21 protein-coding genes are annotated in these 26,651 nt (G+C 63.4%); 8 read left to right on the plus strand and 13 right to left on the minus strand.

The genetic code is table 11. The features are described from left to right. Nucleotides 1–10 precede the first annotated feature (10 nt). From P0D71_RS04750 to P0D71_RS04780, 7 genes are all read right to left on the minus strand, one after another. Nucleotides 11–871: a sensor histidine kinase gene (locus P0D71_RS04750; protein ID WP_408479367.1), complete on the minus strand. Its 861-nt coding sequence runs from the start codon at nucleotides 869–871 to the stop codon at nucleotides 11–13. Between the two features lie 445 nt (nucleotides 872–1,316). After that, complete coding sequence (locus P0D71_RS04755) at nucleotides 1,317–2,087, minus strand: ferredoxin--NADP reductase (protein ID WP_091797169.1); 771 nt, start codon at nucleotides 2,085–2,087, stop codon at nucleotides 1,317–1,319. Nucleotides 2,088–2,760: 673 nt separating this feature from the next. Next, nucleotides 2,761–3,720, minus strand: a complete 960-nt coding sequence (locus tag P0D71_RS04760; RefSeq protein WP_408479368.1) for an ABC transporter permease — start codon at nucleotides 3,718–3,720, stop codon at nucleotides 2,761–2,763. Between the two features lie 30 nt (nucleotides 3,721–3,750). After that, nucleotides 3,751–4,722 (minus strand): ABC transporter permease, encoded by a 972-nt coding sequence (locus P0D71_RS04765; RefSeq protein WP_408187058.1) that lies wholly within the window; start codon nucleotides 4,720–4,722, stop codon nucleotides 3,751–3,753. Between the two features lie 55 nt (nucleotides 4,723–4,777). Beyond that, complete coding sequence (locus P0D71_RS04770; RefSeq protein ID WP_408298610.1) at nucleotides 4,778–6,352, minus strand: sugar ABC transporter ATP-binding protein; 1,575 nt, start codon at nucleotides 6,350–6,352, stop codon at nucleotides 4,778–4,780. A 431-nt stretch (nucleotides 6,353–6,783) separates the two neighbouring features. After that, the gene (locus P0D71_RS04775) at nucleotides 6,784–7,803 is read right to left on the minus strand and encodes an ABC transporter substrate-binding protein (RefSeq protein WP_408479369.1); all 1,020 of its coding nucleotides are present in this window, start codon (nucleotides 7,801–7,803) and stop codon (nucleotides 6,784–6,786) included. 114 nt (nucleotides 7,804–7,917) lie between these two features. Continuing rightward, on the minus strand, nucleotides 7,918–8,970 hold the full coding sequence (locus P0D71_RS04780; protein WP_408479451.1) for a LacI family DNA-binding transcriptional regulator: 1,053 nt from the start codon (nucleotides 8,968–8,970) through the stop codon (nucleotides 7,918–7,920). Nucleotides 8,971–9,370: 400 nt separating this feature from the next. Between P0D71_RS04780 and P0D71_RS04785 the strand changes: the two genes are divergently transcribed. Next, on the plus strand, nucleotides 9,371–10,303 hold the full coding sequence (locus P0D71_RS04785) for an aldose 1-epimerase (RefSeq protein WP_091797158.1): 933 nt from the start codon (nucleotides 9,371–9,373) through the stop codon (nucleotides 10,301–10,303). 16 nt (nucleotides 10,304–10,319) lie between these two features. Here P0D71_RS04785 and P0D71_RS04790 read toward each other — a convergent pair whose 3' ends face one another. Both P0D71_RS04790 and P0D71_RS04795 read right to left on the minus strand, forming a co-directional pair. Next, nucleotides 10,320–11,117: an endonuclease/exonuclease/phosphatase family protein gene (locus P0D71_RS04790; protein WP_091797156.1), complete on the minus strand. Its 798-nt coding sequence runs from the start codon at nucleotides 11,115–11,117 to the stop codon at nucleotides 10,320–10,322. Nucleotides 11,118–11,205: 88 nt separating this feature from the next. Next, nucleotides 11,206–11,772: a hypothetical protein gene (locus P0D71_RS04795; protein WP_408187048.1), complete on the minus strand. Its 567-nt coding sequence runs from the start codon at nucleotides 11,770–11,772 to the stop codon at nucleotides 11,206–11,208. A 269-nt stretch (nucleotides 11,773–12,041) separates the two neighbouring features. Here P0D71_RS04795 and P0D71_RS04800 point away from each other — a divergent pair, with 269 nt between their 5' ends. The 4 genes from P0D71_RS04800 (at nucleotide 12,042) to P0D71_RS04815 (ending at nucleotide 16,650) form a co-directional block, all read left to right on the plus strand. Then, nucleotides 12,042–13,019, plus strand: a complete 978-nt coding sequence (locus P0D71_RS04800) for an AAA family ATPase (protein WP_091797152.1) — start codon at nucleotides 12,042–12,044, stop codon at nucleotides 13,017–13,019. Nucleotides 13,020–13,403: 384 nt separating this feature from the next. Further along, on the plus strand, nucleotides 13,404–14,510 hold the full coding sequence (locus P0D71_RS04805) for an NAD(P)/FAD-dependent oxidoreductase (RefSeq protein ID WP_408343764.1): 1,107 nt from the start codon (nucleotides 13,404–13,406) through the stop codon (nucleotides 14,508–14,510). A 281-nt stretch (nucleotides 14,511–14,791) separates the two neighbouring features. Then, nucleotides 14,792–15,103: a high-potential iron-sulfur protein gene (locus P0D71_RS04810; RefSeq protein ID WP_091797150.1), complete on the plus strand. Its 312-nt coding sequence runs from the start codon at nucleotides 14,792–14,794 to the stop codon at nucleotides 15,101–15,103. Nucleotides 15,104–15,357: 254 nt separating this feature from the next. Then, nucleotides 15,358–16,650 carry an MFS transporter gene (locus P0D71_RS04815; RefSeq protein ID WP_408187047.1) on the plus strand — a complete coding sequence of 431 codons (1,293 nt, stop codon included), beginning with the start codon at nucleotides 15,358–15,360 and terminating at the stop codon, nucleotides 16,648–16,650. Between the two features lie 93 nt (nucleotides 16,651–16,743). Here the strand turns inward: P0D71_RS04815 and P0D71_RS04820 are convergent, their stop codons facing one another. Together P0D71_RS04820 and P0D71_RS04825 are read right to left on the minus strand one after the other, a co-directional pair. Beyond that, a complete protein-coding gene (locus P0D71_RS04820; protein ID WP_408479370.1) occupies nucleotides 16,744–18,264 on the minus strand; it encodes an amidase in 1,521 nt (506 codons plus the stop codon). A gap of 269 nt (nucleotides 18,265–18,533) precedes the next feature. Beyond that, the gene (locus tag P0D71_RS04825) at nucleotides 18,534–19,232 is read right to left on the minus strand and encodes a dienelactone hydrolase family protein (RefSeq protein ID WP_408187046.1); all 699 of its coding nucleotides are present in this window, start codon (nucleotides 19,230–19,232) and stop codon (nucleotides 18,534–18,536) included. Between the two features lie 252 nt (nucleotides 19,233–19,484). Between P0D71_RS04825 and P0D71_RS04830 the strand changes: the two genes are divergently transcribed. The 3 genes from P0D71_RS04830 to P0D71_RS04840 all read left to right on the plus strand — a co-directional run bounded on the left by P0D71_RS04830 (nucleotide 19,485) and on the right by P0D71_RS04840 (nucleotide 23,353). Further along, on the plus strand, nucleotides 19,485–20,588 hold the full coding sequence (locus P0D71_RS04830) for an NAD(P)H-dependent flavin oxidoreductase (protein WP_408479371.1): 1,104 nt from the start codon (nucleotides 19,485–19,487) through the stop codon (nucleotides 20,586–20,588). A 444-nt stretch (nucleotides 20,589–21,032) separates the two neighbouring features. After that, complete coding sequence (locus P0D71_RS04835; RefSeq protein WP_091797140.1) at nucleotides 21,033–22,178, plus strand: branched-chain amino acid ABC transporter substrate-binding protein; 1,146 nt, start codon at nucleotides 21,033–21,035, stop codon at nucleotides 22,176–22,178. A 158-nt stretch (nucleotides 22,179–22,336) separates the two neighbouring features. After that, nucleotides 22,337–23,353, plus strand: coding sequence for a cupin-like domain-containing protein (locus P0D71_RS04840; RefSeq protein WP_408298432.1), 1,017 nt, complete (start codon nucleotides 22,337–22,339; stop codon nucleotides 23,351–23,353). 161 nt (nucleotides 23,354–23,514) lie between these two features. Here the strand turns inward: P0D71_RS04840 and P0D71_RS04845 are convergent, their stop codons facing one another. Together P0D71_RS04845 and P0D71_RS04850 are read right to left on the minus strand one after the other, a co-directional pair. Then, nucleotides 23,515–25,044: a collagen-like triple helix repeat-containing protein gene (locus P0D71_RS04845; protein WP_408479372.1), complete on the minus strand. Its 1,530-nt coding sequence runs from the start codon at nucleotides 25,042–25,044 to the stop codon at nucleotides 23,515–23,517. A gap of 260 nt (nucleotides 25,045–25,304) precedes the next feature. Continuing rightward, entirely contained in the window at nucleotides 25,305–26,516 is a 1,212-nt protein-coding gene (locus P0D71_RS04850) for an MFS transporter (RefSeq protein WP_091797135.1), read from the minus strand. Nucleotides 26,517–26,651: the final 135 nt, after the last annotated feature.

A 26,651-nucleotide genomic window follows, 5' to 3' on the forward strand; every position in this document is an offset into this window, starting at 1 on the left:
GACGGCGTACTCACGATTGCAGCGCCTGCCGCCGGGCGCGCGGCGCATCCGCCAGCATGGCGTCCCAGGTGAAACGCGCCCGAACGAGGGTGCCGCGCGACGGCATACCGTTGCCGCTGTCGCCGCGCTCCGTAGCGGCACGGCGTGCGCTTACGCGCAGCGTGCCGTCGAAGGCCGCGCAACGCGCCTGCATGCTGCTCAGGCCGAAATGGCCGCGGCGGCTGCGGGCGTTATGCGTGATGCCGCTGCCGTCATCGACGACGATCAGCGTGAGGTGACGGCGGCTGGTTTCGATCCGCACGTCCGCGGATTCGGCGCGCGCGTGCTTGGCAATGTTGTTCAGTGCTTCCTGCGCGACGCGGAATACGGCCAGCGCGGCGTCGGCGGGCAGGCGGGTGAGGCGCACGTCGGCGGCGCAGACGAAGCTCGTGCGCAGTTGCGTGCGCGCGGCGAAATCGCCTGTCCAGTGAGCTAACGCGCCGACAATGCCCGCTTCGAGCGATGGTGCATGCAGTTCCGCGACAGCCTGGCGGCTGGCTTCACACACGGCGTCGAGCGAGCGGTTGGCCACGGCGAGCGCGGCGGAACATTGCGGCGGTGCATCGGCGGGCAGCCAGGTTTCGACGCCGGCAAGCGCAAAACGCGTCGCCGTCAGTTCGGCGCCTACGCCGTCGTGCAGCTCGCGCGCCACGTGGCGGCAAGCGGCTTCCTGTGCCTGCACGAGTTCGGCCGAGAGTTCTCTGACCCGGGCGCGCAACCGTGCGATTTCCTGTTCGACCGAGGTAGACGGCGTAGCGGACGCGTCGAACCCTTCACGTTCCGGTGACGCAGGAAGATGGGCGGCGAACGGGACGACAGTCGACGTATCCATGACCTTCGTTCTCAGAAAGCCGTGCGGACGGCGGAGCGGGTGCGCGTCGGCGGCGCGAAGACGAAAGAACGCATACGGGTCTCAGGCCTCCAGGTGCAAGACGTCGCGCTCAGGACGCAACGGGCGAATCGCTAACAGTATGACGTAACGAAATTTACATTCAGTAACATGGCGCTTAGGCCATGGCAGGCGCGTCAATTCGACTGATGATGCGCCGCGATGATATCTCATAAAAAGAAAAAAAGCAGTTGCAGCAAGGCTTAGCGGTCCGATTTCAAGTATGGGTTGATCATTCGCAACACTGCTTTTGTAGGAAGAATACTGACAACGAATGTTAGATCGTCGGCGCCGATTTGTAACGTGAAAATAAAAAAGGAGCCCGAAGGCTCCTTTTCGCTGATTTTGCGGGGCGAGCCGCAAAAATCGTAACGCAGTGGAAGGTAACTTAGCCGACGAAGGCCTTTTCAACCACGTAATGACCCGGCGCGTTGTTGCTGCCTTCCTGGAAGCCCAGGTCGTCCAGCAGCTTGCGCGTGTCGCGCAGCATGTGCGGGCTGCCGCACAGCATGATCCGGTCGTTTTCGAGCGAGAAACCCGGCACGCCGAGGTCGGCGAACAGCTTTTCGGTTTCGATCAGCTCGGTGATCCGGCCGCGGTTCTGGAACGCTTCACGCGTGACGGTCGGGTAGTACAGCAGCTTTTCCTGAACCAGCTCGCCCAGGTGCTCGTGCGCTGGCAGGTGGTCCGTGATGTATTCCTTGTACGCCAGTTCGTCGACGAAACGGCAGGTGTGGGTGAGCACCACGCGCTCGTAGCGGTCGTAAATGTCCGGATCCTTGATGATCGACATGAACGGCGCGAGGCCCGTGCCGGTGGACAGCAGCCACAGCGTCTTGCCCGGCAGCAGGTTGTCGGCCACCAGCGTGCCGACCGGCTTCTTGCCGATCAGAACCTCGTCACCGACCTTCAGATGCTGCAAACGGGACGTAAGCGGGCCGTCCTGCACCTTGATGCTCAGGAATTCGAGGTGCTCTTCGTAGTTCGCACTCGCAAGGCTGTAGGCGCGGATCAGCGGCTTGCCGTCGACTTCGAGGCCCACCATCGTGAACTGACCGTTTTCGAAACGGAACGACGGATCGCGCGTGCAGGTGAAGCTGAAAAGCGTATCGGTCCAGTGATGGACGCTCAGGACGGTTTGTGGATTCAGGTTGCTCATGGCTTCTTGGATAGTGCGAAAACAAAGGCGGCCAGTCGTTTTGAGCCGGCCGGCACGGCAAGGGCGATGCTGCGCTAACCCATATGGGAATCACGCGCAATCCGCTATTTTACCGCGCCCGCTGCCGGAAGGCTGCGGCGCGGCGGTTGAGCGTGGTCAAGCGGATGACCGGACCCGGAAGCGTCGGCGCCGGTTGTCGGTAAAACCGGGCGCCGCGAAGTACGTTGGCAGGGCTGCGGCCGCGCTTCGGCAAGGTACGGCGATGGGCGAAAAAACCGCGCATGGCGGCGCCATCGGCTGTCCGGCATGCGCCGGATAGGCGCGCCGCGCGGGCAACATTTTCAGGATGATACCGAAACCCGCCATGCGCTGCAGCATTGACCCTGCTGATAAAACTGGCAAGAGCGGGGCGAACGGTGCGCGGATGGCTGGCGGCGAGACGTACGGTGTGCGCGCGGCGGTGTTTTCATCCGATCCGCGCCGACCTTGTCAGGGTTGGTACACAAAGAGGGGTAAATCGTCGATAGATACGTCTGAATCCAAATTGGAATAAGGCTTTCTGCATGTGCCGATTTGATTACTTCGAAACGCTCAAAGTAGGCGCGAGCGGCAGCAAACCTGAAACGCCGCCCTTCGCTCCGTATCGATCAGCGCGACCGCGTGAATGCGCCGCTCACGCCGGCGCCGCGACCCGTTTTTTCCCGCGTTGCTTCAGCACACGAGCCTGCAACACGATCACGAGCAGGAGGAACACGCCCCGAATCACGGACTGCCAGTACGCGGACAAGCTGATGAATCCCAGCCCGTTTTCGAAGTTCAGCAGGTTGAACACCAGGCCGAGCAGCAATACGCCGGCAATCGTCATCGCAATCGAGCCTTCGCCGCCCGTGAGCAACGTGCCGCCGAGCACGACCGCCGAGATCGCGAACAGCTCCCAGCCGACGCCTTCGTTGGGTTGTCCCGCGCCGAATTGGGCGGCGAGGATCACGCCCGCCATGCCGGCGAGCAGGCCGCTCACCGCATAGGCCATCACCAGCGTGCGGTCGACGTTCAGGCCCATGAGCCGCGCGGCTTCCTCGCTGCCGCCGATCGCCAGCGAATGCCGCCCGAAGCGCGTGCTGCGCAGCGCGAGCCAGCCGGCCAGCGCGGCCACCACGGCGACGATGCCCGGAATCGGCAGCCCGAACAGATCGCCCTGACCGAAGTTGCCGAAGTTCGAGTCGGCGGAAATCGACACCGCATCGTTCTTGCCGAGCAGCAGAGCGACGCCGTGCGCACCGAGGCTCGTCGCGAGCGTGACGATGAACGGCAGGATTTTCAGGCGCGTGATGATCAGTCCGTTCAGCACGCCGACCGTGAGTCCCGCGGCGCAGCCCGCCAGCACGGCGACCCAGCCGCCGTACACGCTGGTCAGCGCGGCAACGACGCTTGCCAGCGCGGCCACCGTCCCCACCGACAGATCAATGCCGCCGGTGATGATCACGAACGCCATGCCCACCGAGATCAGCGCGAACATCGAGTTGTAGCGCCAGAACGACGTGATGTTGTACGCCGAGCCGAAATGCTCGTAGCGCACGAGGCCGAAGATCACGAGGGCGGCCAGCGCGAGCAGGATAGGAAGATTCTTTTTCATCGTATCGAGTCCGGGAATGTCTCTGCCGCGTTAGCGCGAGCGCCGCTGCACATAAACGGCGGCGACGATAATGCCGGCCTTGACCACCAGCGCCGCCGCGTCGGGAATGCCGTGCGCGAGCAGCGTATAGCGCAGCAACTGGATGATCAGCGCGCCGATCAGCGTGCCGCCGATATAGGCCTTGCCGCCAGTCAACGCCGTGCCGCCGACGGCCACCGCCGCGATCGCGTCGAGCTCGACGCCGAGTCCGACCACGTTGGCATCGGAGGACGAATTCACGGAGATCGAGATCAGCCCCGCCAGCCCCGCGAGCGCCGCGCACAGCGTGTAGGCGATCAGCTTCACGGTCGCGGTCGGCACGCCGCACAGATAAGCGGCCTTTTCGTTGCCGCCGGTAATCAGCAGATACTGGCCGAACAGCGTCTTGCGCACGACCCACACGAACACGGCGACCAGCGCCAGCATCAGCAGCACCTGGAACGGCACGCCCGCGACCTTGCCGAGCGCGATCCACTGAAAGGCGGGCGTGCTGAACGCCTGCAGGCTGCCGTCGGTGACGACCTGCGCGATGCCGCGTCCGGCGATGAACAGCACCAGCGTCGCGACAATCGGCTGGACGGATAACCGCGTCACGAGGAAGCCATTGAAGACGCCGCACAACGCGGCGGCCAGCACCGGCAGCACGAACGCGAGCGCAATGCCAGCGGGGCCGGCAATGTTCAGGAACAGCATTGGCGCGAGCGCGCCGGAGATCGCCATCGACGCGCCGACCGACAGATCGATGCCGCCAGTCGCCACCACCAGCGTCATGCCGATGCCGACGATCACGATCGTCACCACCTGCGTCATGTTGACGTTGAAGGTTTGCAGCGACCAGAAGTGCGGCGTGAAGAACAGGTTGAACAGCACCATCGCGAGCAGGACGATGACTTCGCGCTGTATGGCGAGGTGGCGCCATTTACGCACGGTGGTGGCCGGTGTGGCGCGCGGCGCGGCCGTCATCTGCTGGGCGGTTTCGCCGAGCCGCGGCTCGGTATGCAACGTTTCGGTGTGCAACTTAAGCGCCATGACGGTCGCCCTCCAACGCGTCTTCGATATGTGCGGCGTTTGCCGTTTGCGCGGCTTCGGCCAGTTGCGAATGGCCGTCGCTGCCGTAGGCAATGGCGTCCATGATCGCGGTCTCGCTCATGTCGGCGCCGTTCAGTTCGGCGACCGTGCGGCCGTCGCGAATCACCACCGCGCGATCGGCCACGGCGGTCAGCTCTTCGAGCTCGGAGGCGGACAGCAGCACGGCGAGACCCGCGTCGCGCAATTCGCGCACGATCTTCGCCACGTCCGCTTTGGCGCCCACGTCGATACCGCGCGTCGGTTCGTCGAGCAGCAACAGCGACGGCTCGGCGGCCAGCCAGCGCGCCAGTAGCACCTTCTGCTGATTGCCGCCGGACAGTTCGCGTATCGGCTGATCCGGCGAACGCAGCTTGATACCGAGCGACGCGATGAAGCGATCGACGATCGCCTGCTGTTTCTTCACGTCGACCACGCCGTTTTTCGCCAGCGTGCGCAGACAGACGAGCGTGAGGTTGTCGCGCACGGAGAGTTCGGGGACGATGCCTTCGGCCTTGCGGTCTTCGGTGAGATAGGCGAGGCCACGCGAGATTGCGTCCTGCGGAGATTTCAGCGCCACGCTTTCACCGCCGATCGCGAGCGACCCTTGCTCCAGCGGATCGGCGCCGAACATCAGCCGCATGGTTTCCGTGCGGCCCGAGCCGAGCAGTCCCGCGAGACCCACTGCCTCGCCGGCGTGAACTTCGAGCGAGACGTCGCTCACCTTCGGATGCGCGCTCAACTGCGTTGCCGCGATCATCTGCTTGCCGCGCCGCGCGAGGTTCGCTTCGCGTGCCGCGGTGTCGTCCTGCACGACGGCGGCGAGCGTGCGGCCGAGCATCGTCGTGACGAGTTGCAGTTTGTCCATCTCGGCCATCGTGCTTTGCGCGACAGTCTGGCCGTCGCGCATGACGGTGACGCGGTCGCACAGCGCGTACAGTTCGTCGAGCCGGTGCGACACGAAAATCACCGCGCGGCCGTCGTCACGCAGCTTGCGCACCACCGTGAACAGCAACTCCACTTCGCGTTCGTCGAGCGACGAGGTGGACTCATCCATGATGACCATCTTCGCGTCCGACGACACCGCGCGTGCGAGCGCCACCATCTGCTGGATCGCGGTCGAATAGCGGCCGACCGGTTTCTTCACATCGATCTGCAGGCCGAACGATTCGAGCAGCGCGGCGGCGCGTTGCTGCACCGCGCGCCAGTCGATCAGGCCGAAACGGCGCGGCTCTCGGCCGAGAAAAATGTTCTCCGCCACCGAGCGGAACGGCACCAGATTGATCTCCTGATAGATCGTGCTGATGCCGGCTTCGCGCGCCTCTTTGGGCGTGCGGAAATCGACCTCGCGGCCTTCGAAGCGCACGCTGCCCGAGCCGCGCCGATAGGCGCCTGTCAGGATCTTGATCATGGTCGATTTGCCCGCGCCGTTCTGGCCGATCAGCGCATGCACTTCGCCGGCGGCGACGCTCAGGTTGGCGCCGCGCAATGCGGGCACGCCGCCGAAGCTGATGCCGATGTCCTGCATCTCGAGCAGCGGCGAACGGGTAAGGGGGGAGTGTGGCGTCTCTTTGCCGGATTCCGTCACGGGTGTCCTCCTGATGCGGGTGCTGCCTTGATTTGCCGCGTGCGCGCCATGCCGTGCACGTGCGGGCCGGTGCGGCCCTTCGTTCGGGCTCTTATGCGGGTCGTGGCGTCGAACCACGGTACGACGCATAAAAGCGAAGCGACGGCTCGTGCTGCCACGAGCGCGTCGCTCCGAACCCTTCCCGTCGCCCGCCCCCCGAGGAGACAGATTCGGGGCGGTGACGTCCTGCGAGGCAGTCCCTCGGTCCCGACTTCTCGCAGAGCAACGGCTTCGGGGCGGGGGACTTCCATCGGGGCGCTGTCGGAGCGTGCGGACGCCCTGCTACGGCAGCGCTCAAACTTCAAAACTGCGCGTACGGCAAGGCTTCGATCTCAATAGCCGTACTGCATGTTCTGCTGCACGTTGCTCTTGTCGTAGAACTTGTCGGACACCTTGACCCACGTCGGGATCTTTTCGCCCTTCGCGTAACGCTGTGCGACGTCGCAGGCGAGCGGGCCGAAGAACGGGCTCGACTGCACGCTGGCGCCGAGTTCGCCGGCCGCGATCGCGTCCATGCCGCCCTTGGTGCCGTCGATCGTCACGATCTGGATATCCTTGCCCGGCTGCTTGCCGGCGGCCTTGATCGCGGCGATCGCGCCGAGCGCCATTTCGTCGTTGTGCGCGTAGACGGCGGTCACGTCCGGATGCGCCTGCAACAGCGTTTCCATGACCTGGCGACCCTTGTCGCGCGCGAAGTCGCCGCTTTGCGACGCGATGATCGTCATGCCCGGATTCTTCGCGATGATTTCGTCGAAGCCCTTCTTGCGATCGTTCGCGGCGGATGCGCCGGTGGTGCCCTCGAGTTCGATGATCTTCGCCTTGCCGCCCGTCGCCTTGACGAGCCAGTCAGCGGCGCGATGCCCCTGATCGACGAAGTCCGACCCGATGAACGTGATGTAGTCGCGGCCCGCCTTGGCGACGGATTGATCGACGTCGCGGTCGACCAGAATCACCGGGATGCCGGCCTTTTTGGCTTGCAGCACGACCGGTGCAAGCGGCTTTTCTTCGCGCGGCGGGAACACCAGCAGATCGACGTGCTGCGCGATCATGTTCTGGATGTCGGACACCTGCTTGGAGTTCGAACTATTGGCGTCGGTCATGACCAACTGCCAGCCGCACTTCGCAGCGACTTCCTTGAAGCTCTTGGTTTCCGCGAGACGCCACGGATTGTTGCTTTCGGTCTGCGCGAAGCCGACCTTCAGGGGAGTCTTGTTGGACAGCTTGGGCAACGCGTCGTCGGCGTGCGCGGTGGCGACGCCGAAACCGATTGCCAGAGCCAGCAGCGAACCCGCCAGCGGACGAATCTGCTGCTTGCGCGCGTGAGCGCGCGACTGCGTGTTGAGCGACGCCATGTCTTCCTCCAGTACCTGGTGAGGTAGGTGTATTTGCTTTTAGTGTTTCTCATGCCGGCCGGCGATGTTCGCCTGACTCGACGTGCCGATTATTTCACCCGGAATTATTATCGGTCAATCACTAATAATATTAATTATTGGCTTTTTTTCCTCGGTAATTACCCTGACCGAGCCGCGTTCGACGAGTGGACCGTCGAGCTTGACCATGCGATGCCGAACCGGAGCACCGGCTGCACGATTGTGTTCTTCCTGCAGCAGGGTTTCGACCGCCCAGCGCCCCAGTTCGTAGTTCGGCAGCACTACGGTCGAGAGCGGCGGATGCGTATGGCGGGCGATTTCCTGGTCGTCGTAGCCGAGCACGGAGACGTCTTCGGGCACGCGCAGGCCGAGTTGTTTCAAGGCTTCGATGGCGCCGATCGCGGTGAGGTCGTTGGCGCAGAAAATCGCGGTTGGCGGATTGGATTCGCGCATCAGCGAGAGCGTCAGTTCGAAGCCAAGGCCCGAACTCCAGTCGCCGTCGCGTACCAGTTCCGGCGCGAAGGGTAGGTCGGCGGTGGCGAGCGCGGTGCGGTAGCCTTTCAGGCGATCTTTCGACGCATCCTGCCAGGGTTCGCCGTTGATATAGCCGATCCGCCGATGTCCGGCCTGCAACAGGTAGTCGGTCGCCAGATGGCCGCCGGCGACTTCGGCGGGCACCACCGACGAAAACCCGCCTTCTCCCGTATAGCAATTCAGCAGCACGGTCGGCACCTGCGAGAGCGCCGCCGGCGGCGTCACCTTGCGCGTATAGACGGTCGCGTAGATCACGCCGAACACGTGCGGATTCGACAGCGTGGCGTCGAGCACCTGCTTCTCGATGTCGGCGTTGCCGTGCGTCGAATAGACCGCCAGCATCTTGCCGCTCGCGTAGGCCGCGTCGCGCGCGCCATCGACGTTGACGACCGGATGCGGACTGGTGGAAATCTCGTCGGCGAGATAGACGATCAGATTGCGTTCGTCGCTCGAAGCCGAGACCGGTTCGCGCAGCGACAGCCGGTAGCCGAGGTCGTGCGCGGCTTTCAGCACCTTGTTGCGGGTGGCCTCGGAGAACTTCGCGCCGGTCGCGTTGTTCAGCACGAGCGAGACAGTCGATTGCGACACGCCAGTGAGCTTGGCGATGTCGGTCATGGTCGGACGGCGTTGAGTCGATTTTTTCATTGTGCGGGCCGCACTACCGCGGCGCTAAAGCTGGGGCATGCCATGGGCATCGTGGTGCTGACGGTACCACTAATAATATGCACGCGGCAACGCGCGCTAACCCGTCATTTGGGAGACCACGATCGCCGCTTGCACAAGATGGATTGGTCCAATTTATTACTAATAATATTGACGGGTTTGCTTTGGCGTGCGATTCTCGGTCGCGCGGACCTGGACGGGTCCGCCGGCCGCGCGCTGTGCGCGGCTCGCAATTGGAGACACCGAGGGAGACACCGATGCGCGTTCATGCCGCCATCCGCCCGAGCTCCCGTCTTTTCTGACCATGCACGATGTTTCCTTGAATTCGATCCCGCCACGCGTGACTGGACTCATGTGGCTCGACGATCCCGCAGTCGTCGCCACGGTCGTCACGCTATCGGCTGGCGCATTGCGCGCCGTGATCGCCCCCGACGTGGGCGGCGCGCTGGCGGCGTTCTACGAAACGACGCCCGACGGCCCGCTGCACTGGTTGCGGCCTGCCGCGCCCGTAGCCTTCGCTGAACGCGATCCGCTGCGCATGGCGAGCTTTCCGCTCTTTCCCTACTGCAACCGGATTCGCAACGCGCGTTTCGAATTCGACGGCGGCACGATCGACCTCGCCGGCAACGACACGCGTTTCGCCCACGCGCTGCACGGCAATGCGTGGCGGCGCGCATGGCAAGTGGGCGCGCGGACGGAAAGTTCGGTGCAGCTGCACTTTGAACACGAACCGGATTCGCGCATACCCGGCGACTGGCCGTTCCGTTACCGCGCGCAGCAGCGTATCGAGTTGAGCGATGGTGCGCTGCGCATCACGTTGTCCGCGCAAAACCTCGCCGACCGGCCGATGCCGTTCGGCATGGGGCATCACCCGTACTATCCGCGCACCGCGCAAACCCGCGTTTACGCCAAAGTGGAGGCCATGTGGCACGCCGACGCCGAGGTGCTGCCGACGCATCTTGGTCCGCATCCGGCGGTGGACGCGTTGCGCGAAGGCATGTCCGCCGACGCCTTCGACCTCGACAACAACTTTGCGAACTGGTCACGCGAGGCGACCATTGCATGGCCCGACGAACGCCGTCGATTGACGATGATCGCCGACGCGCCGTTCGATCACATGGTGGTGTTCGCGCCGGCCGACGACACGCAACTGTGTGTGGAGCCGGTGACGAACACCACCGATTGCTTCAACACGGTCGGCATGCGTGAGCAGGTGGGCGGCTGCGTGTTGCAGCCGGGCGAGGAGATCGCCGCGACGCTGCAATGGACGCCGCACAAAGACTAGCGTGCGGCGCCGGCGCTCAATCGATCCGCAAGCGCGCCATATACGGCAGGTGATCGGAGAGCCACGCGGTTTCCTGCGTCGGCTGGATCCATTCGACCGGCTTCATGCCGCGCACGAACATCTTGTCGAGCGCAAGCGCGGGCGAGAAAGCGGGAAAGGTGCGGCCCGACTCGCCGAGCAGCGTGGCCACTTCCTGCAAACCATGTTCGCCGAAGAGCGGCACCGAATCGTTGCGCCAGTCGTTGAAGTCGCCGGCCAGCACGAGCGGACCTTCCGGTGCTTCTTTCGCGATCCAGTGAGCGATCCAGTTCATCTGACGCAAGCGGGCCGAGCGCGTCAGCGCAAGATGCGCGCACAACAGCGTGACCGAGTGACCGCCGAAGGTGGCGCGCGCCACCAGCAGTCCGCGCTTTTCGAAGCGATGCGCGGAGATGTCCCAGCGTCCGCCGAGATCGAGCGGGTGCGGCGACAGGATCGCATTGCCATGCCGCCACGACGGTTTGAAGACGTTCGGTCCGAGTGCGATTTCGAGTTCCAGCGCGCGCGCGATTTCAGTGGCCTGGCAATGCCAGACATCGCTCAACGGATCGGCGAGCGGTTCGCCGAAACTGCTCGCCAGCACCGGCGACGGCATGCGCCGCGCCATCGCTTCCTGTAAAAAATACGCGTCCGCGTGGGTGGATTGCACCCAGCGCTGCATGGCCTGCCAGGCCTGGAAGCCGAGCGGCGTGCGGCCTTTGTGCAGGTTCCAGCTCACCGCAATGAAATCCTTGGGCGCTACGCTCTCGCGGATCAATTCTTCGGGGTTTCGCATGCCGCGTTGTCCACGTGTTCTGTTTGGGGGCGTCGGTTAGTCGCGCGCTGCTTGCGTGTTGTCTTACGTGTGCTTTGCATCGGTTTGATCAGTTTGCCGTGCTGGTGCTGTCCGCGAGACTCGCACGCACGCGGTAGACCAGGTTCGGATCCTTGTCGACGATCGTCCAGCTGGCCCATTGCCCCGGCGTCACCTTCAGACCGGGATGGCTCGCGCTCACCTGGCGCGGTTGCGGCGGCAGCTTGCAGCCGGTGTCCGTTTGTCGCGCGGCGTTTTCCTCGAACGTTTCCTGTGCTTCGATCGACAACGTGACGCCGTTCGCATCTGCCTGCAGCGGCGAGACGGTCAACGTACGCGCCAGATCGATACTACCGCCGGGCTGATCTTTACAGCCGACGTTGTGTTGCACCATCTTGTGATGCGTGTCCGTGCGCGCCTGGCCGACGGTGGTGGTGCCGTCGAACGTGTCGATCTGCTGGCCGTCGCGCATGACCTGTAATTGCCATTGCACGACCTGCTGCGCCGGCCGTTGCTGTGCGCTCTGTGGCGTGCCCGGTTGCGGGCTTTGTTGTGCGCTTTTTTGTTGTGCGGGTTGTTGTGCATTAGCAAGCAACGAAGTGCCGAGCAACACAGCCACGATACTGGTTTTCCACATAGAAAAAGTCTCCGGTCACCGGATCCGGCGGCATGGTCAGAGGGCCATCTTACGCCTGATGGGCGCAACGCCTTTCTGACACTTCAAACGGGGCCGGGTTCAGCAACAATCCATTTCAGATAGGGTTGGGAATCGCCAAAAACAACCCGCTGTTAGCAGCAGAGCGGCACGACTGCTGGCTTGCACGTGAATATGTCCTCGCTACACTGGACTTGAAACGGCGCCATACAAGGCGCCGCAGCAGCAGGACCAGCCAGACGGGGTGAGCGATGACAACAGCAATGGTCAAACAGGAAATCGCCGTGGCGTCTTTCAGTCGGGTGTACGACCTCGATCAGGTCGAGACCGCGCTGAACGATCTCGGTGACGGCGCGAACGAGGCATTGCGCGCGACATACGAAAAGATGCTGAAAACCGGCAATCTGCGTTTTTGCGTGAAGCCGAACCGCATGCCGTCGATCGACGATCTGATCGACGCGCTGCCCAACTTTTCAGCACCACTCGACGACATCCGCAAACAGGTCGCCTTGTGTCTGGAGACCGAAGACCGCCTCGAACTGATGCCGATTCTGCTGCTCGGCGATCCCGGCATCGGCAAGACTCACTTCGCGAAGCAGTTGGCGCGCCTGCTCGGCACCGCGTATCAATATGTGGCGATGAGTTCGTTGACGGCGGGCTGGATTCTGTCGGGCGCGTCTTCGCAATGGAAGAACGCGAAGCCGGGTAAGGTGTTCGATGCGCTCGTGAACGGCAGCTACGCGAACCCCGTGATCGCCGTTGACGAAATCGACAAGGCGACCGGCGATTCGCAATACGATCCACTCGGCGCGTTGTATGCGCTGCTCGAGCACGATACGGCGCAGACCTTCATCGACGAATTCGCCGAGATTCCGATCAATGCCGGGCATGTGATCTGGATTGCGACGGCGAACGACGAGCGCTCGATTCCCGAGCCGATCCTGAACCGGATGAACGTGTATGAAATCCCTCCGCCGGATCATGACGGTGCGCGCCGCATCGCCCAGGCGATCTACGACGAGATCCGCTCGGCGCACAACTGGGGCCTGCGCTTTCCCGACGTGCTCGGCGACGCCGCGCTCGATGCGCTGATGCGCGCGTCGCCGCGTGAAATGCGCCGGGCGATTCTCAACGGCTTCGGCGCGGCGCGCATTGACGGGCGCGACCGGATCGAGGCGGGCGACATTCGCCTGGACTACGGAAATCGACGAAAACCGATTGGTTTTTGAGTGTTTTTGCCGATTTCTTGTGGAAACCCGCCTCTTCAGGGTTTTTTTCCAGTCAAAACGGAAGTCCGTACCAAAAATGGAGTGAATGCCGTGGCAATTATTGCTGCGAATGACCTGGCAACAAGCGAGCGTTGTCACCTTCGACGGCGTACACTGATTTAGTCCGGCCGTTACGTGTGGGATCTGCGCAAGACCGAGTGCCCGCAGTGGTTGCCGACTGCGGGCATTTCTGTCTGTGCGGCGTCGTACACTCTGGCGTAGCGGTTGCGAATGGACAGGAGCGTTCGACAGCGCGCGGTGTTGCGCACGCGTCCGCCGCATCCTGTCTTCATCTTGATCGGGCGAGCGAGGCAGCGCGCGGCGAAGTTGGCCGCGTCAAGGGACATGGACCAAATCGAATGTGTAGTGATCGGCGCAGGCGTGGTCGGTCTTGCGGTGGCGCGCGCGCTGGCGGCGCGCGGGCGCGAGGTGATCGTGCTGGAAGCGGCGGAGGCGATCGGCGTGGGCACCAGCTCGCGCAATAGCGAGGTGATTCACGCGGGCATCTACTACCCGCGCGGCTCGCTCAAAGCCGCGCTTTGCGTGCGCGGCCGCGAGATGCTTTACGACTACTGCGTCGAGCGCAAGGTGCCGCATTCGCGCTGCGGCAAATTACTGGTCGCCACTTCGCGCAATCAGATTCCTCAGCTCGAAAGCATCATGGCCAAAGGCCGTGATAACGGCGTGCTCGACCTGATGCGAATCACCGGCGACCAGGCGCAAGCGCTCGAACCCGCGCTCGAATGTGTCGAAGCGGTGTTCTCGCCGCAAACGGGTATCGTCGACAGTCATCAGTTCATGTTGGCCCTGCAAGGCGACGCCGAACGCGATGGCGCAGTGTGCGCATTTCACGCGCCGGTGCAGGCAATCGAAGCGAACAATGGCCGCTTCATCATCAAAGTAGGCGGCGACGCGCCGGCCACGATCAGCGCCGCCTGCGTGATCAACAGTGCCGGTTTGCAGGCGAATGCGCTGGCTCGCAAGATCCGTGGACTCGATGCGCGGCATGTGCCGCCGCTCTATCTCGCGCGCGGTAACTACTTCAGCATCTCCGGGCGCGCGCCATTCAGCCGCCTGATTTACCCGATGCCGAACGAGGCCGGTCTTGGCGTGCATCTGACCATCGATCTGGGCGGCCAGGCGCGGTTCGGTCCCGACGTCGAATGGGTGGATACGATCAATTACGACGTCGATCCGCGTCGCGCGGAATCGTTTTACGCGGCGATTCGCGCCTATTGGCCCGCGCTTCCGGACAACGCATTGCAGCCCGCGTATGCGGGGATTCGTCCGAAGCTTTCGGGCCCCGGCGAACCCGCTGCTGACTTCGTGATCCAGGGGCCGGCCGCGCACGGCGTGCGTGGGCTGGTCAATCTGTTCGGCATCGAGTCGCCGGGATTGACGGCCTCGCTCGCCATCGCGCAGCGGGTGTGCGAGTTGAGCGGACGCGGGTAATTCGCACGGGGTTCGCGCATGTCGCGCATCCCTGCGAGTTCGCTGCGGACTAACCGTGCGCACACAGCCGGGGTTCGCCGCTGCGAACTAACCGCAAGCTCACGGCGGGCGCTCGACTCGCGCGCGAGCCGTTCCTTTCGCGCGCGACATTCAGGCGCGCAGTCGTACCAATTCGGTTATCTCTATCATTTGAGTCGTCACGCGCGGCGGCTTCATTGATATCCTTGGGGACCGCTGTCATCAGAACGGCGATCAGTTCAATATAAATGGAGTGAGTCCCCATGAAATCTTCCCGTCGTACGTTTTTGATCACCAGCATTGGTGTGGCATCCACCTTGGCGCTGTCGCGGCAGGCTTTCGCCGATGCACCGAAAGTCTCCGAAAGCGATCCGACTGCGCAAGCACTCGGCTACAAGGCAGACGCGAGTAAAGTCGACAAAGCGAAATTCGCCAAGTACGCACCCGGCCAGGATTGCGGCAACTGCAGCTTCTACCAGGCCAAGGCGACCGACGAGTACGGCCCGTGCCCGATGTTCGCCGGCAAGCAGGTCGCGAGCAAAGGTTGGTGCAGCGCATATAACAAGAAGGCCTGATTGCCCGTCAGCCGCGCACACAAAAGGTGTCGCGCAAAACGCGCCGCAACATGGCGGCGCGCCACTACGGTCGAATCACACAGGCGTCTGCCGTCCTGCGCGGCAGACGCCTTTTTGCTGCTTGAAAACGGCTTGCACGCTCTTTACACTCCAATGCGACCTCAGCGGCTCGCGGCCCCTTTCTTGCTCGCACTGTCATGCCATTGCACTGAAACGACGCACTACGGGATACTTTTCGCAGGCTGGAGATTCGAATGACACCAGCGTCAAGGAGTCTTCATACGCGGGCCGTCGTCGCGGCTGTGATCGGCAATGCGCTCGAGTGGTACGACTTCACCGTGTTCGGTTTTCTGACGGTGGTGATCGCCCCATTGTTCTTCCCGGACGGCAACGATTACGCGTCGTTGCTGCTCACCACCGCGACGTTCGGCGTCGCGTTCGTCATGCGGCCAATCGGCGGCATCGTGCTTGGACTCTACGCGGATCGCGCGGGACGCAAAGCGGCGTTATCGCTCGTCATCGCGCTGATGACGCTCGGCATTCTGCTGCTCGCGATCGCGCCACCGTATTCGGCAATCGGCATCGGCGCACCATTGATGATCGTAGCCGGACGCATGTTGCAAGGCTTCTCCGCCGGCGGTGAATTCGGCAGTTCGACGGCGTTGCTGATCGAAGCGGCACCGTTCTCGAAGCGCGGCTTTTACGGCAGCTGGCAAATGGCAAGTCAGGCGGCGGCGCTGCTGCTTGGCGCGCTGGTAGGCGCTCTGATCACGCGCGGCCTGTCGCCCGAGGCGTTGAAATCCTGGGGCTGGCGCGTGCCGTTCATCCTGGGTTTGATCATCGGGCCGATCGGTTTTTATATCCGCCGAAACCTCGCCGATTCGGAAGCGTTTCTGCTCGCGCAAAAAACCGCGCGGCGCGCAACGCTCGGCGAAGTCTTCAGAAGCCACAGCCGCGACGTGCTCTGCGGACTCGGCTCCGTGATCGCACTCACGGTGACGATCTACGTGTTGATCAGCTATCTGCCCACCTTCGCGGTCAATCAACTGAAACTGCCCTACGCACAGTCTTTTTCCGCGGTGATCGTCGGCAATCTGCTGTTGACGGTGCTCTCGCCGCTGACCGGCGCGTGGTCGGACCGCATTGGGCGCAAGGGCCTGTCGCTGTGGTCGCTGGTGATCACGCTTGTGATCATTTATCCGCTGTTCGCATGGCTTGCGGCGGAGCCGAGCGTATCGAAACTGATTCTCGTGCAGGCGCTGCTGTCGATTACGCTGTCCGGCTACTACGGGCCGTTCGGCGCGCTGATCGCGGAGCTGTTTCCGGCGAACGTGCGCTCGACCGGCTTATCGCTCGCCTACAACATCGCGGTGATGGTGTTCGGCGGCTTTGGGCCGTTCATCGTGACGTGGCTTATCAACACCACCGGCTCGCCGCTCGCACCGATTTACTACGTGATGGGCGGACTGGCGCTCTCGATCGTCGCGCTCGCCTGCATTCCGGGCAAGCGTCACGCCGATCTCGACGCGCAGCGCAAACCGGCCTGACCTGCGGCCCGGATTGGGTCTGCATCGGCCCCTGCTGCCTAACCTCAACGACACTTCGCGCCGACAGCTTCTCCGCCGGCGGCGCGTCTTTGTTCAACTGCGTGCGGGCATCAAAGGCGGCCGCCTGTCGAACCAAGGCCGCGCGATTTCCAGTTGTGCGGCCAGGCGCAGCAGCGTAGCCTCGCCGCCCTCGCGCGCGGCGAATTGCACACCGACGGGCAGCCCGCGTGCATTCCAGTAAAGCGGTACGGACATCGCCGGCTGGCCACTCAGATTGAACAGTTCCGTGCAACCCGCCCAGGTGAATGCCTTGTTCGATGCTTCCGTTAGCACCTTCTTCATTAGCGCTTCGAGCGGCATGGCGGTGACGGCGCGCATTTGCATGCGTTCGGCAGCGGTGGGCTGCATCTCGCCGATTTTGATCGGCGACGAGGCCAGCGTGGCGCACAGAATCACGTCATAGCGATTCATCAGGTCGGCGAGCCGCTCGGTGATGCGCCGCTGTTCTTCGAGCGCGGCGGGCAGGCCGCGTTCGCCGAGTTTGCGGCCCACGTGCGCCATCGCCCACGTCGAAATTTCGAATTCGGTGCGGAGCGGTTTGCGGCCGCTGATCCGCTCGGCATTCAGCACGAGATCTTCCGCGGTCACGGACCAGAGCGTGAGGAATGCATGCCGAACCGCCGCGAAGTCGATGCCGAGCGACACCGGTTCGATGTTATGGCCGAGCGAACTGGCGAGTTGCGCGGCGTCTTCGAGTGAGGCGCGCGCGTCGGCGGAAAGGGTGGGCGCCAGCATCGGGTCCGTGACGTAGGCAATGTTCAGCGGCTTGCACGGCTCGCGGCTCGCGCTCAGGAACGTGCCCGGCGCACCGAGCGGTCTGTCGGCATTGCCCGCAATCAGATCGAGCAGCAACGCACTGTCGCGCACGCTGCGCGACACCGCATGATCGACGCCGAGGTCGCCGGCCGCCGCCGCCGCAGTTGCGCGCGGTACGCGTCCGCGAGAAGGTTTGAGGCCGAAAAGTCCGCAGCATGACGCCGGAATGCGGATCGAGCCACCGCCGTCCGAAGCATGCGCGAGCGGCACGATGCCGGCGGCAACCGCAGCCGCCGCGCCACCGCTGGAGCCGCCCGGCGTATGGTCGAGATTCCATGGGTTGCGGCACGCGCCGAACAGTTCGGGCTCCGTATAAGGCATCTGGCCGAGCTCGGACGTGCTGGTCTTGGCGAAGATATTGAGGCCGGCGGCTTTCGCGAGCGCGACCACGGGCGCGTCTTGCGCAGGAATGAAATGGCGATAGTGGCGGCTGCCCATCGCCATGCGCAGACCGGCGACCGGCGCGCCGAGATCCTTGATCAGATAGGGCACGCCGGCCAGCGCTAATTGCGCGCTGACGCTGTCCGCGCTGTTTGCGCCGTTCGCCCGGTTTGCATCGTCGCGGGACGCACGCTGACGCGCTGCATCGTAGTCCTTCAGGACAATCGCATTGATCGCGGGATTGACGGCTTCAGTGCGCGAGATCGCAACGTCGAGCAACTCGCGCGCGCTCGCCTCGCGCTTGCGTATCAGTTCGGCGAGGCCGGTGGCGTCATGGGCGAGATAGTCTGAATGCACGACGGATGAGCCCTCGCTATCGAATGTCGGGCCGGCGGCTGGTCCATGCTCGCGATACGCCATTTTGCAGGAGATCACGTCGCCCGGATTGATCGCTGGACATGGAAGAAGACGGCATGCCGATGACAAGCCGTCTTTGAGAGAGTAACTGAGTTACGCGCGTGAGTTACTGACGCAGATAAAAAGCACCGGCAAAAAGGCGCAATTGCCGCGCGCGGATGGGCCGCGCGACGAGCGGCACAAACGGGCGCGGCAACGGGAAGTGCGAGTTACAGACGCTCGCCGAGGAAGGTCAGCGTGCGGCCATGCGCCAGCGCGGCGGCGCGCTGGTTGTACGAGGCGCGGTCCGAGCAGTTGAAGCCGTGATCGGCATTCGGATAGATGTTGAATTCGGCGTCCGTGCGGCCGGCGAAGCGCTCCTGGATCTGACCGACAGCAGAGAGTGGGATATGCGCGTCGAGTTCGCCGTAGTGGAATTGCATCGGCACCTTGATCTTCGCCGCTTCTTCCAGCTGATTCTGGATGCCGCCGCCGTAGTAGGCGACCGCTGCGTCGAGCGTGCCTTGCGCCGCGGCCAGATACGCGAGCCGGCCGCCGAAGCAATAGCCGATCGCCGCGACCTTGCCGGTCACTTCCGGCATGGCGCGCAACGCGGCGGCCGCCGCGCCGATATCGGCCACGGCCTGATCGACATTAGTCTTTTGCATCAACTCGATGCCCTTCTCGCGATCAGCGCCTTCATACGTCAATTCCACGCGCGGTTGCACGCGCCAGAACACGTCCGGCGCGAGCGCGACGTAGCCGTCTTGCGCATACTGATCCGCTACCGAACGGATATGGCTGTTCACGCCGAAGATTTCCTGAATGATGATGACGGCCGGTCCCTTGCCGCCTTTGGGCAGCGCCAGGTAGCCGCCAAAACTGTCGTTACCGGCGGGAATGTCGATCCATCGGGAAGTGGTGCTCATGTTGCTCTCCATTGACTCGCGCGGCTGTGCGAGGTCGGTCTGAATAAATGCCAGAGGCCTGAATACCTGAAGCGGGGGCGGTCAGTTTGCCATCAAAAGAAACGCGCTGCAGAGCGGGCCTGTGCGGCGGAAATCTCGTAAGGCGATTGAAACGTTCTCGATAATTCATTTCTCCGGCGCGGATCGCCTCGGTACAGTCGAGCGTATCGGCTCGCCCGTGTGGCGAGCGCATCGCCGGAAAAGGAATCCATCATGAGTGAAGTCAATTTTGTGACGCCGTTTGCAGAACGTTTCGGGTTGCGCGTGCCCGTCGTGCAGGCGCCGATGGCGGGCGGTGCGACGACGCCGGCCATGGTCGCCGCGGTGTCGAACGCGGGCGGTCTCGGCTTTCTGGCGGGCGCGGCGCTCTCGCCCGAAAAGATCGCGAGCGAAGTCGCGGCGATCCGCGCGCTGACGGATCGTCCGTTCGGCGTGAATCTGTTCGTGCTCGATCCGGCCACGCCGGACGATGCAACTGTGCGTACCGCGCTCGAAGCGATCGACCCGCTGCGTAAAGAACTCGGTTTGCCGCCGGGTGCGCCGCTCGCACGCTACGCGCCGGACTTCCGTGCACAACTGGAGATGCTGATCGAATTGCGCGTGCCGCTGGCGAGTTTCACGTTCGGACTGCTCTCTGCCGCCGACGTCGCCCGGCTGCATGCCAACGGTCTATATGTAATAGGCACCGCGACGCATGTCGCCGAAGCGCTGGCCTGGCGCGACGTGGGCGCTGATGCGATTGCCGCGCAAGGCGCGGAAGCGGGCGCGCATCGCGGCACGTTTATCGGTGCATTCGAAGACGCGTTGGTCGGCACGATGGCGCTCGTGCCGCAACTCGTCGACGCAACCGACCTGCCGGTGCTCGCCGCCGGCGGCATTATGGATGGACGCGGCATCGTCGCCGCCCTCGCGCTCGGCGCACAAGCCGCGGTAATGGGCACCGCGTTTCTCACCTGTCATGAAAGTGCGATACCGCAGGCATGGAAAACCCGCGTGCGGTCCATGTCCGACACATCGACCTCGGTCACGCGCGCGATCACCGGCCGCAATGCGCGCGGCATACGCAATCCGTTGATGCAGCGTTTGAGCGAGACACCGCAGAAGATCGCGCCGTATCCCGTGCAAAATGCGTTGACGCAGGAACTGCGGCAAACCGCGAGCCGCGCGGAAAACGGCGACTATCTTTCTCTGTGGTCGGGCCAGGGTGCGCCCTTGGGGCGTGCGCGCCGCGAAGGTCTCGGCGCGGCCGAACTGATGAGTCAGCTAGAACGCGAATGGCGCGAAGCAACGGCGCGTATCGCCGCCCTCGAACGCTGATTCAGCATGATTCAGACGTAATCCAGGCGCGCCAGGCATCACCGTCGGCGCGCCTTCTTTTTAGGCAAAAAGCCTATTCGCATGATTAACGGTTTAACGCGCTAAAACCTTTAGGCCATGCTGTTAGACGAAAGCCTCACATAGCGGAAACCCGCATGAGCTGGTGCTTTCGAGTCAGTCTTTCCAGCCGGAATCGGCCCCTGTTGGATAAACGCTATTAGTGTTCATCCCACTTCCTCAAAAAAGTCCCACAAATTAATTTGATGGCCTACACTTGCGCGCAAGTACGGTTTGCCGCCTGCCACAAACAGTCCGGTGAGCGTGCTGGCCAAGTGCATGAACGATGCAACCGGCGTGGTCGTCCACGGGACTGAGCGACACGTGTTGGGGAAGCGGGGGCACAGGGCGATTACGTTGTTTTTGGGACCGAAACTGGAGACTTACATGAACATCAAGATTCAAAAGCTGTTGCCGATCAGCGCTGCCGCGATGCTGTTCGCTACGTTGGCAACTTCGGCTGCAGCCGACACGGTCGTCAAGATCGGTCACGTTGCACCGCTGACTGGCGGTATCGCTCACCTGGGTAAAGACAACGAAAACGGCGCGCGCCTGGCAGTTGAAGAAATCAACGCCAAGGGCCTGACGATCGGTGGCCAGAAGGTCACGCTGCAACTGGACGCACAGGACGACGCAGCCGACCCGCGCACGGCAACTCAAGTCGCGCAGAAGCTGGTCGACGACAAGGTCGTCGCAGTGGTTGGCCACTTGAACTCGGGCACGTCGATTCCGGCTTCGAAGATCTATAGCGATGCTGGCATCGTGCAGATCTCGCCGTCGGCAACGAACCCGGCCTACACGCAACAAGGTTTCAAGACGACGTACCGCGTCGTCGCGACCGATGCGCAACAAGGTCCGGCACTGGCTAACTACGCAGCCAAGGGTCTGAAAGTGAAGAGCGTCGCGATCGTCGACGACTCGACCGCTTACGGCCAGGGTCTGGCAAACGAATTCGAAAAGACCGCCAAGTCGCTGGGCCTGAACGTGATGTCGCATGACGCGACGAACGACAAGGCTGTCGACTTCCGCGCGATTCTGACGAAGATCAAGGGCGAAAACCCGGACGCGATCATGTACGGCGGTATGGACGCAACCGGCGGCCCGTTCGCCAAGCAAGCCAAGCAGCTCGGCCTGCGCGCGAAGGTGCTGGCAGGCGACGGCGTGTGTACCGACAAGCTGTCGGACCTGGCTGGCGACGCAACCGACAACATCGTCTGCTCGGAAGCCGGTATGGCGCTCGAGAAGATGGCCGGCGGCTCGGCGTTCCTCGCCAAGTATCAGAAGCGTTTCGGTCAGCCGATCCAGATCTACGCACCGTTCACGTATGACGCTGTGTACATCATCGTCGACGCTATGAAGCGTGCTAACTCGACCGATCCGGCGAAGATCCTGGCAGCAATGCCGAGCACGGACTACAAGGGTGTGATCGGTGAAACCACGTTCGACTCGAAGGGTGACCTTCAGCACGGCGTGATCTCGCTGTACAACTACAAGGCAGGCAAGAAGACGCTGCTCGACGTAGTGAAGATGTAAAAATCGCGTGAGCGAAGGCGGCGTTGGTCTGTCTTCGGTCGCATGATTAAAAAGGCACGCGCGCCGCGAGGTACGCGTGCCTTTTCTTTTGCCGATTTCTTTTGCCGATTCTTTTTGCCGATATTTTTTGTGTAGCTGCACTGTTCGGAGACCATGCCGTGACTACCGTGACCCGCTCTTTCGACGACGCATGGCGCCGCTGGATTGCCGAGAATCTGCTGCTCGACGCACCGCCGTCCGCGCTGCATGGCGTGCTTGTCGGCCACGGTTTCGACGCGGCCGATGCCACTCGAGAAATCGAAGCGGCACTTGCGAGTCCTTATTTTCATGGCGCGACGCGCTTGCGCAATCGTTTGCGCAAGCGCGAATGGATATTGTCGGTGTACAGCGAGCTGAATCGCATGCGCACGGCAAGCGGATTGATCGAGCGGCGCGAACGTTTATCGCGCGACGCGTTCTTTGAGCAGTACTACTCTCAGAACCGGCCGGTCATCATCACCGGTGCATTCGATTTCTGGCCCGCACGTTCGCGGTGGAATTGGGACTACTTCCGTGAGCGCTGCGGCGATTGCGAAGTGGAAGTGCAGTTCGGCCGCGAATCGGATGCGAATTACGAAATCAATCAGCCCATGCTCAAGCGCATGATGCGCTTTGCCGATTATGTGGATCTCGTCGAGCAGAGCGGGCCGACCAACGATTTCTATATGACCGCCAATAACACCTCGCACAATCGCGCGGCGCTTGCGGCGTTATGGTCCGATGTGCCGCCAATCGACGAGTATCTCGACGCCGCTTCGCCCGATACCGGCTTCTTCTGGATGGGACCGGCAGGAACCAGGACACCGTTTCACCATGATCTGACCAACAACTTCATGGCGCAGGTGATTGGCCGTAAGCGGATCAAACTCGTGCCGCTATCCGACACGCCGCATATGGCGAACCATCTGCATTGCTATTCGCAAGTGGACGGCGGCGCGGTCGACTACGACAATTTCCCGTCGATGCGGCAAGCGCAGTTGCTCGAATGCACGCTCGCGCCGGGCGAATTGCTGTTTCTGCCGATTGGCTGGTGGCATTACGTGGAAGGACTCGACGCGTCGGTGACGATGACGTTCACCAACTTTCTCCGGAGTAACGACTTCTCGCGTCACTACGATACGTATCACGAACTGTGACTTGTGGGTAATAGCGGGCCGCTGTCTGAAACGGCGCGGTCGGCGGGTGATGCGGGTGGCGAGAAGCGCGGATAAAAAACAGCGAGCCGGTTACCCGGCTCGCCGCCCCCCTTCGACGCTTGTTTTTTTGCGCCGTTATTTGCTGTCGTTATCTTTGTTCGTCACTTCCTGGTCGTCGTCAGCGCGCCGAGGCCGCCGAGCAAACCGCCGCCCGTCGTGCCGCCGGCGGACGTCGTCGCGCCGCTCAAGGCACCGGTGACCGTGGTCAACAAACCGGTGATCGGTGCAAGCGGGTTGGCCGTGCCGCTGCTACCCGACCCCGTGGCCGAGCCTAGCGCGCCGGTCAGCGACGACACGGCCGAGGTCACCGGCGCGAGCGGATTGCTGCCGCTGTTCGTCGCGCCACTCAATGCCCCGGTGACCGAACTCACGACGCCGGTGAGCGGCGCAAGCGGACTGCCCGAGCCCGTGCCGCTGAGGCTGCCGGTCAAGGTGCTGACGACATTGGTCAACGGCGCGAGCGGGCCGCCGGTGCCGCTGCCGCCTGTCAGGCCGCCGCTCAAGGTGCCGGGCAGCGCGGTGAGGATGCTGGTCAGCGGTGCGAGCGGCGAGCCCGTGCCGCCGCCGCTGCCCGGATTCAGAATGCCGGTGATGCCGCCGAGCGGATTGCCGCTGCCGGTGGCACCAGCTGTGAGCAGGCCGCCGGCGGACGTAACCGTATCGCCGAGCTTGGTCACGACGTTGCCGAGGTTCTGGCCGATCGGATTGCCGGTCGCGCTGCTGAGCTTGCCGCCGGCGCTGTCGAGTCCATGACCGATCGTCGAGAGCAGGCCGTTCAGCGGTGAACCGAGGCCGGTCGTGTCGCCGACGGTTTGGGTCGTTTGCGCGAGCGTGCTCGTGATCGGCGTGATCGCGGTGGAGACCGTTTGAGTGACTTGCTGGATCGGGCCGTTCGTCAGTTGCGAGCCGAGTTGGGTGCCAAGGCCAGTGACCGCGTTGCCGAGCGTCGAGACCGTACTGCCGAGCGGCGTGGTCAATGGGCTCAGCGGTGCAGTGGGGCCGCTGCCGAGGCTGGTCACGAGCTGGCCGGCGCTGTTGACGGCCTGGCCTGCGTTTTGGACCAGATTGCTACTGCTGGCGAGCGTCGTGCCGAGTGGATCGGTAGAGTTGCCAAGCTGGCCGAGGCCGCTCGCCACGCCGGTGCCGACGGCCGTCACGCCGTTGCCGAGATTCGACACGACGTTGCCGAGCGCCGTGGTGGTCGCCGGATTCGCGCCTGGAATCGGCGTGAGGCCGATCTGGCTGCCGACAGCGGAGACGGTCTGGCCGGCGGCGGTGACCACGTTGCCGGTGTTTTGCACGACTACGCCGATGGGGTTGGCGCTGGTCGGCGTCGGCGTTGGTGTGGGCGTTGGCGTTGGCGTGGGTGTAGGTGTCGGCGTTGGTGTGGGCGTCGGCGTAGGCGTAGGCGTAGGCGTAGGTGTAGGTGTAGGTGTAGGTGTAGGTGTAGGTGTAGGTGTAGGTGTAGGTGTAGGTGTAGGCGTCCCACCACCCGAGCCAGAACCGCCACCCGATCCGCTTCCCGCGCCACCCGCCACGCTCGGCCTGTTCAACGTGCTTCCGCATCCCGTCAGGATGATCATCGACGTGACGCACATGGCGATCGCCGTCAGCTTGAATTTGCGATTCATGGTCTGCTCCCCCGTAGTTTTGGACACTGCCTGGGGAGCTAACTGCAAGGCCTATGCCATTTTTGTTCGCACGATGGATTCGCCAAGTAAACGTATATGAATCAACGTGTTGGCGGCGCGCGCGCCACGACGGGAGTACGTTCGTTCAATCGACGTGTCCCGGAACACAGCCGTGTTCGAGCCACGCGTAACGTAACGTAAGGACGCACTCGCTTCGTATGGCGTCGTACGCGCAGACGCGGCAACGGCGTGCCTTCGCGTCAGATCTTCAAACGGCGCAGCACCTTCGGGCCCGCGACTGCGATCGCGGCGGAACAGATGGCGACCACTGAGAGGCCGATCGGCAAACTGCTCACCTGCGTCACTGCGCCGATGATCACCGGACCGAGCAGCAGCCCGAAGTACGCGAGTCCGGCAACATGCGCCAGTCCCTCCGCCGCATGAATGCCTTTTACGCTGGCAGCCGCAGCGAACAACACAGGCATCATGTTCGCCAGGCCGAGACCCATCAGCGTGAAACCGATCAGCGCCGCCACCGCATTCGGCAGCAACAGCGCGCCGACCATCCCGACGCAGGCGAGCGTCGCGCTCGCCATCACCAGTTGCGGAGCGCCGAAGCGGGCGCGCACCGCGTCGCCGGCAAATCGCGCGGCCGCCATGCCGCCCGAAAACGCCGCGTAGGCAGCGCTCGCAAGCGCCGGCGTGGCCAGCACCACATCGCGCATATAGACGGTGGCCCAGTCGTACATCGCGCCTTCGGCGATCAGCGCGACCAACGCCATCGCGCCGAGCGCCCACAATGCCGGCGAGCGCCAGCGGTTGGCGCGCGGCGTGGCGGAATCGGGATGGTCGGCGTGCGGCACGTGCGGCAGCACGGAAGGACAGGCGGCAATCAGAACGAATGCGCTGACCGCGGCGGCTAGCGCCAGATGTACCGCGGGCGCCATGCCGCGCGACAGCAACGCGCCGCCGACCGCCGCACCGGCCATCCCGCCGACGCTGAACATGCCGTGCAACGACGACATGATTGGCTTGCCGAGCGCTTTTTCGACGGCGCTGGCTTCGGCGTTCATCGCGACATCGAGTGTGGCCATGCCCGCGCCGAAGGTGGCCAGCACGACCAGCAGCAGCCAGTAGGTCGGCACGACCAGAATCAGCGCCGCGCACACGGCCATCACGAGGCCGCCGGTGAGGCAGGCGCGGCGCGTGCCGACGCGCGCAATCCAGGAAGCATTGGCCGCCATCGCGCCGATCGAGCCGCCGGCGACGGCCAGCAGCGCGAACGAGAGCATCGCCGCGTTCAGATGGAAACGGTCGCGCACCGTCGGCACATGTACCCCCCAGGACGCGTACATCATGCCGGCGATGAAGAACACCGCCATCGTGGCGATACGGGCGCGCTGCCGTGCGGTATCGGACAGGTCGCGGTGAGCGGCGGGGAGGGCGGTGACTTCGGGAGAGCGGTCTGACACGGAAATCTCGAGGAGGGAACGCGGAAGAAAGCGCGTTGAAAGCGAAATTCCGATTCTAACGAAGCGGGCTGTTTTATGCTGGAAGGCGGAATCCGCATAGTTGCGATGGTTCGGCAGGGCTCGGCTCGAGTTTGG

Source organism: Paraburkholderia sp. RL17-383-BIF-A (assembly GCF_046028015.1).
In the GTDB taxonomy this organism is placed as follows: domain Bacteria; phylum Pseudomonadota; class Gammaproteobacteria; order Burkholderiales; family Burkholderiaceae; genus Paraburkholderia.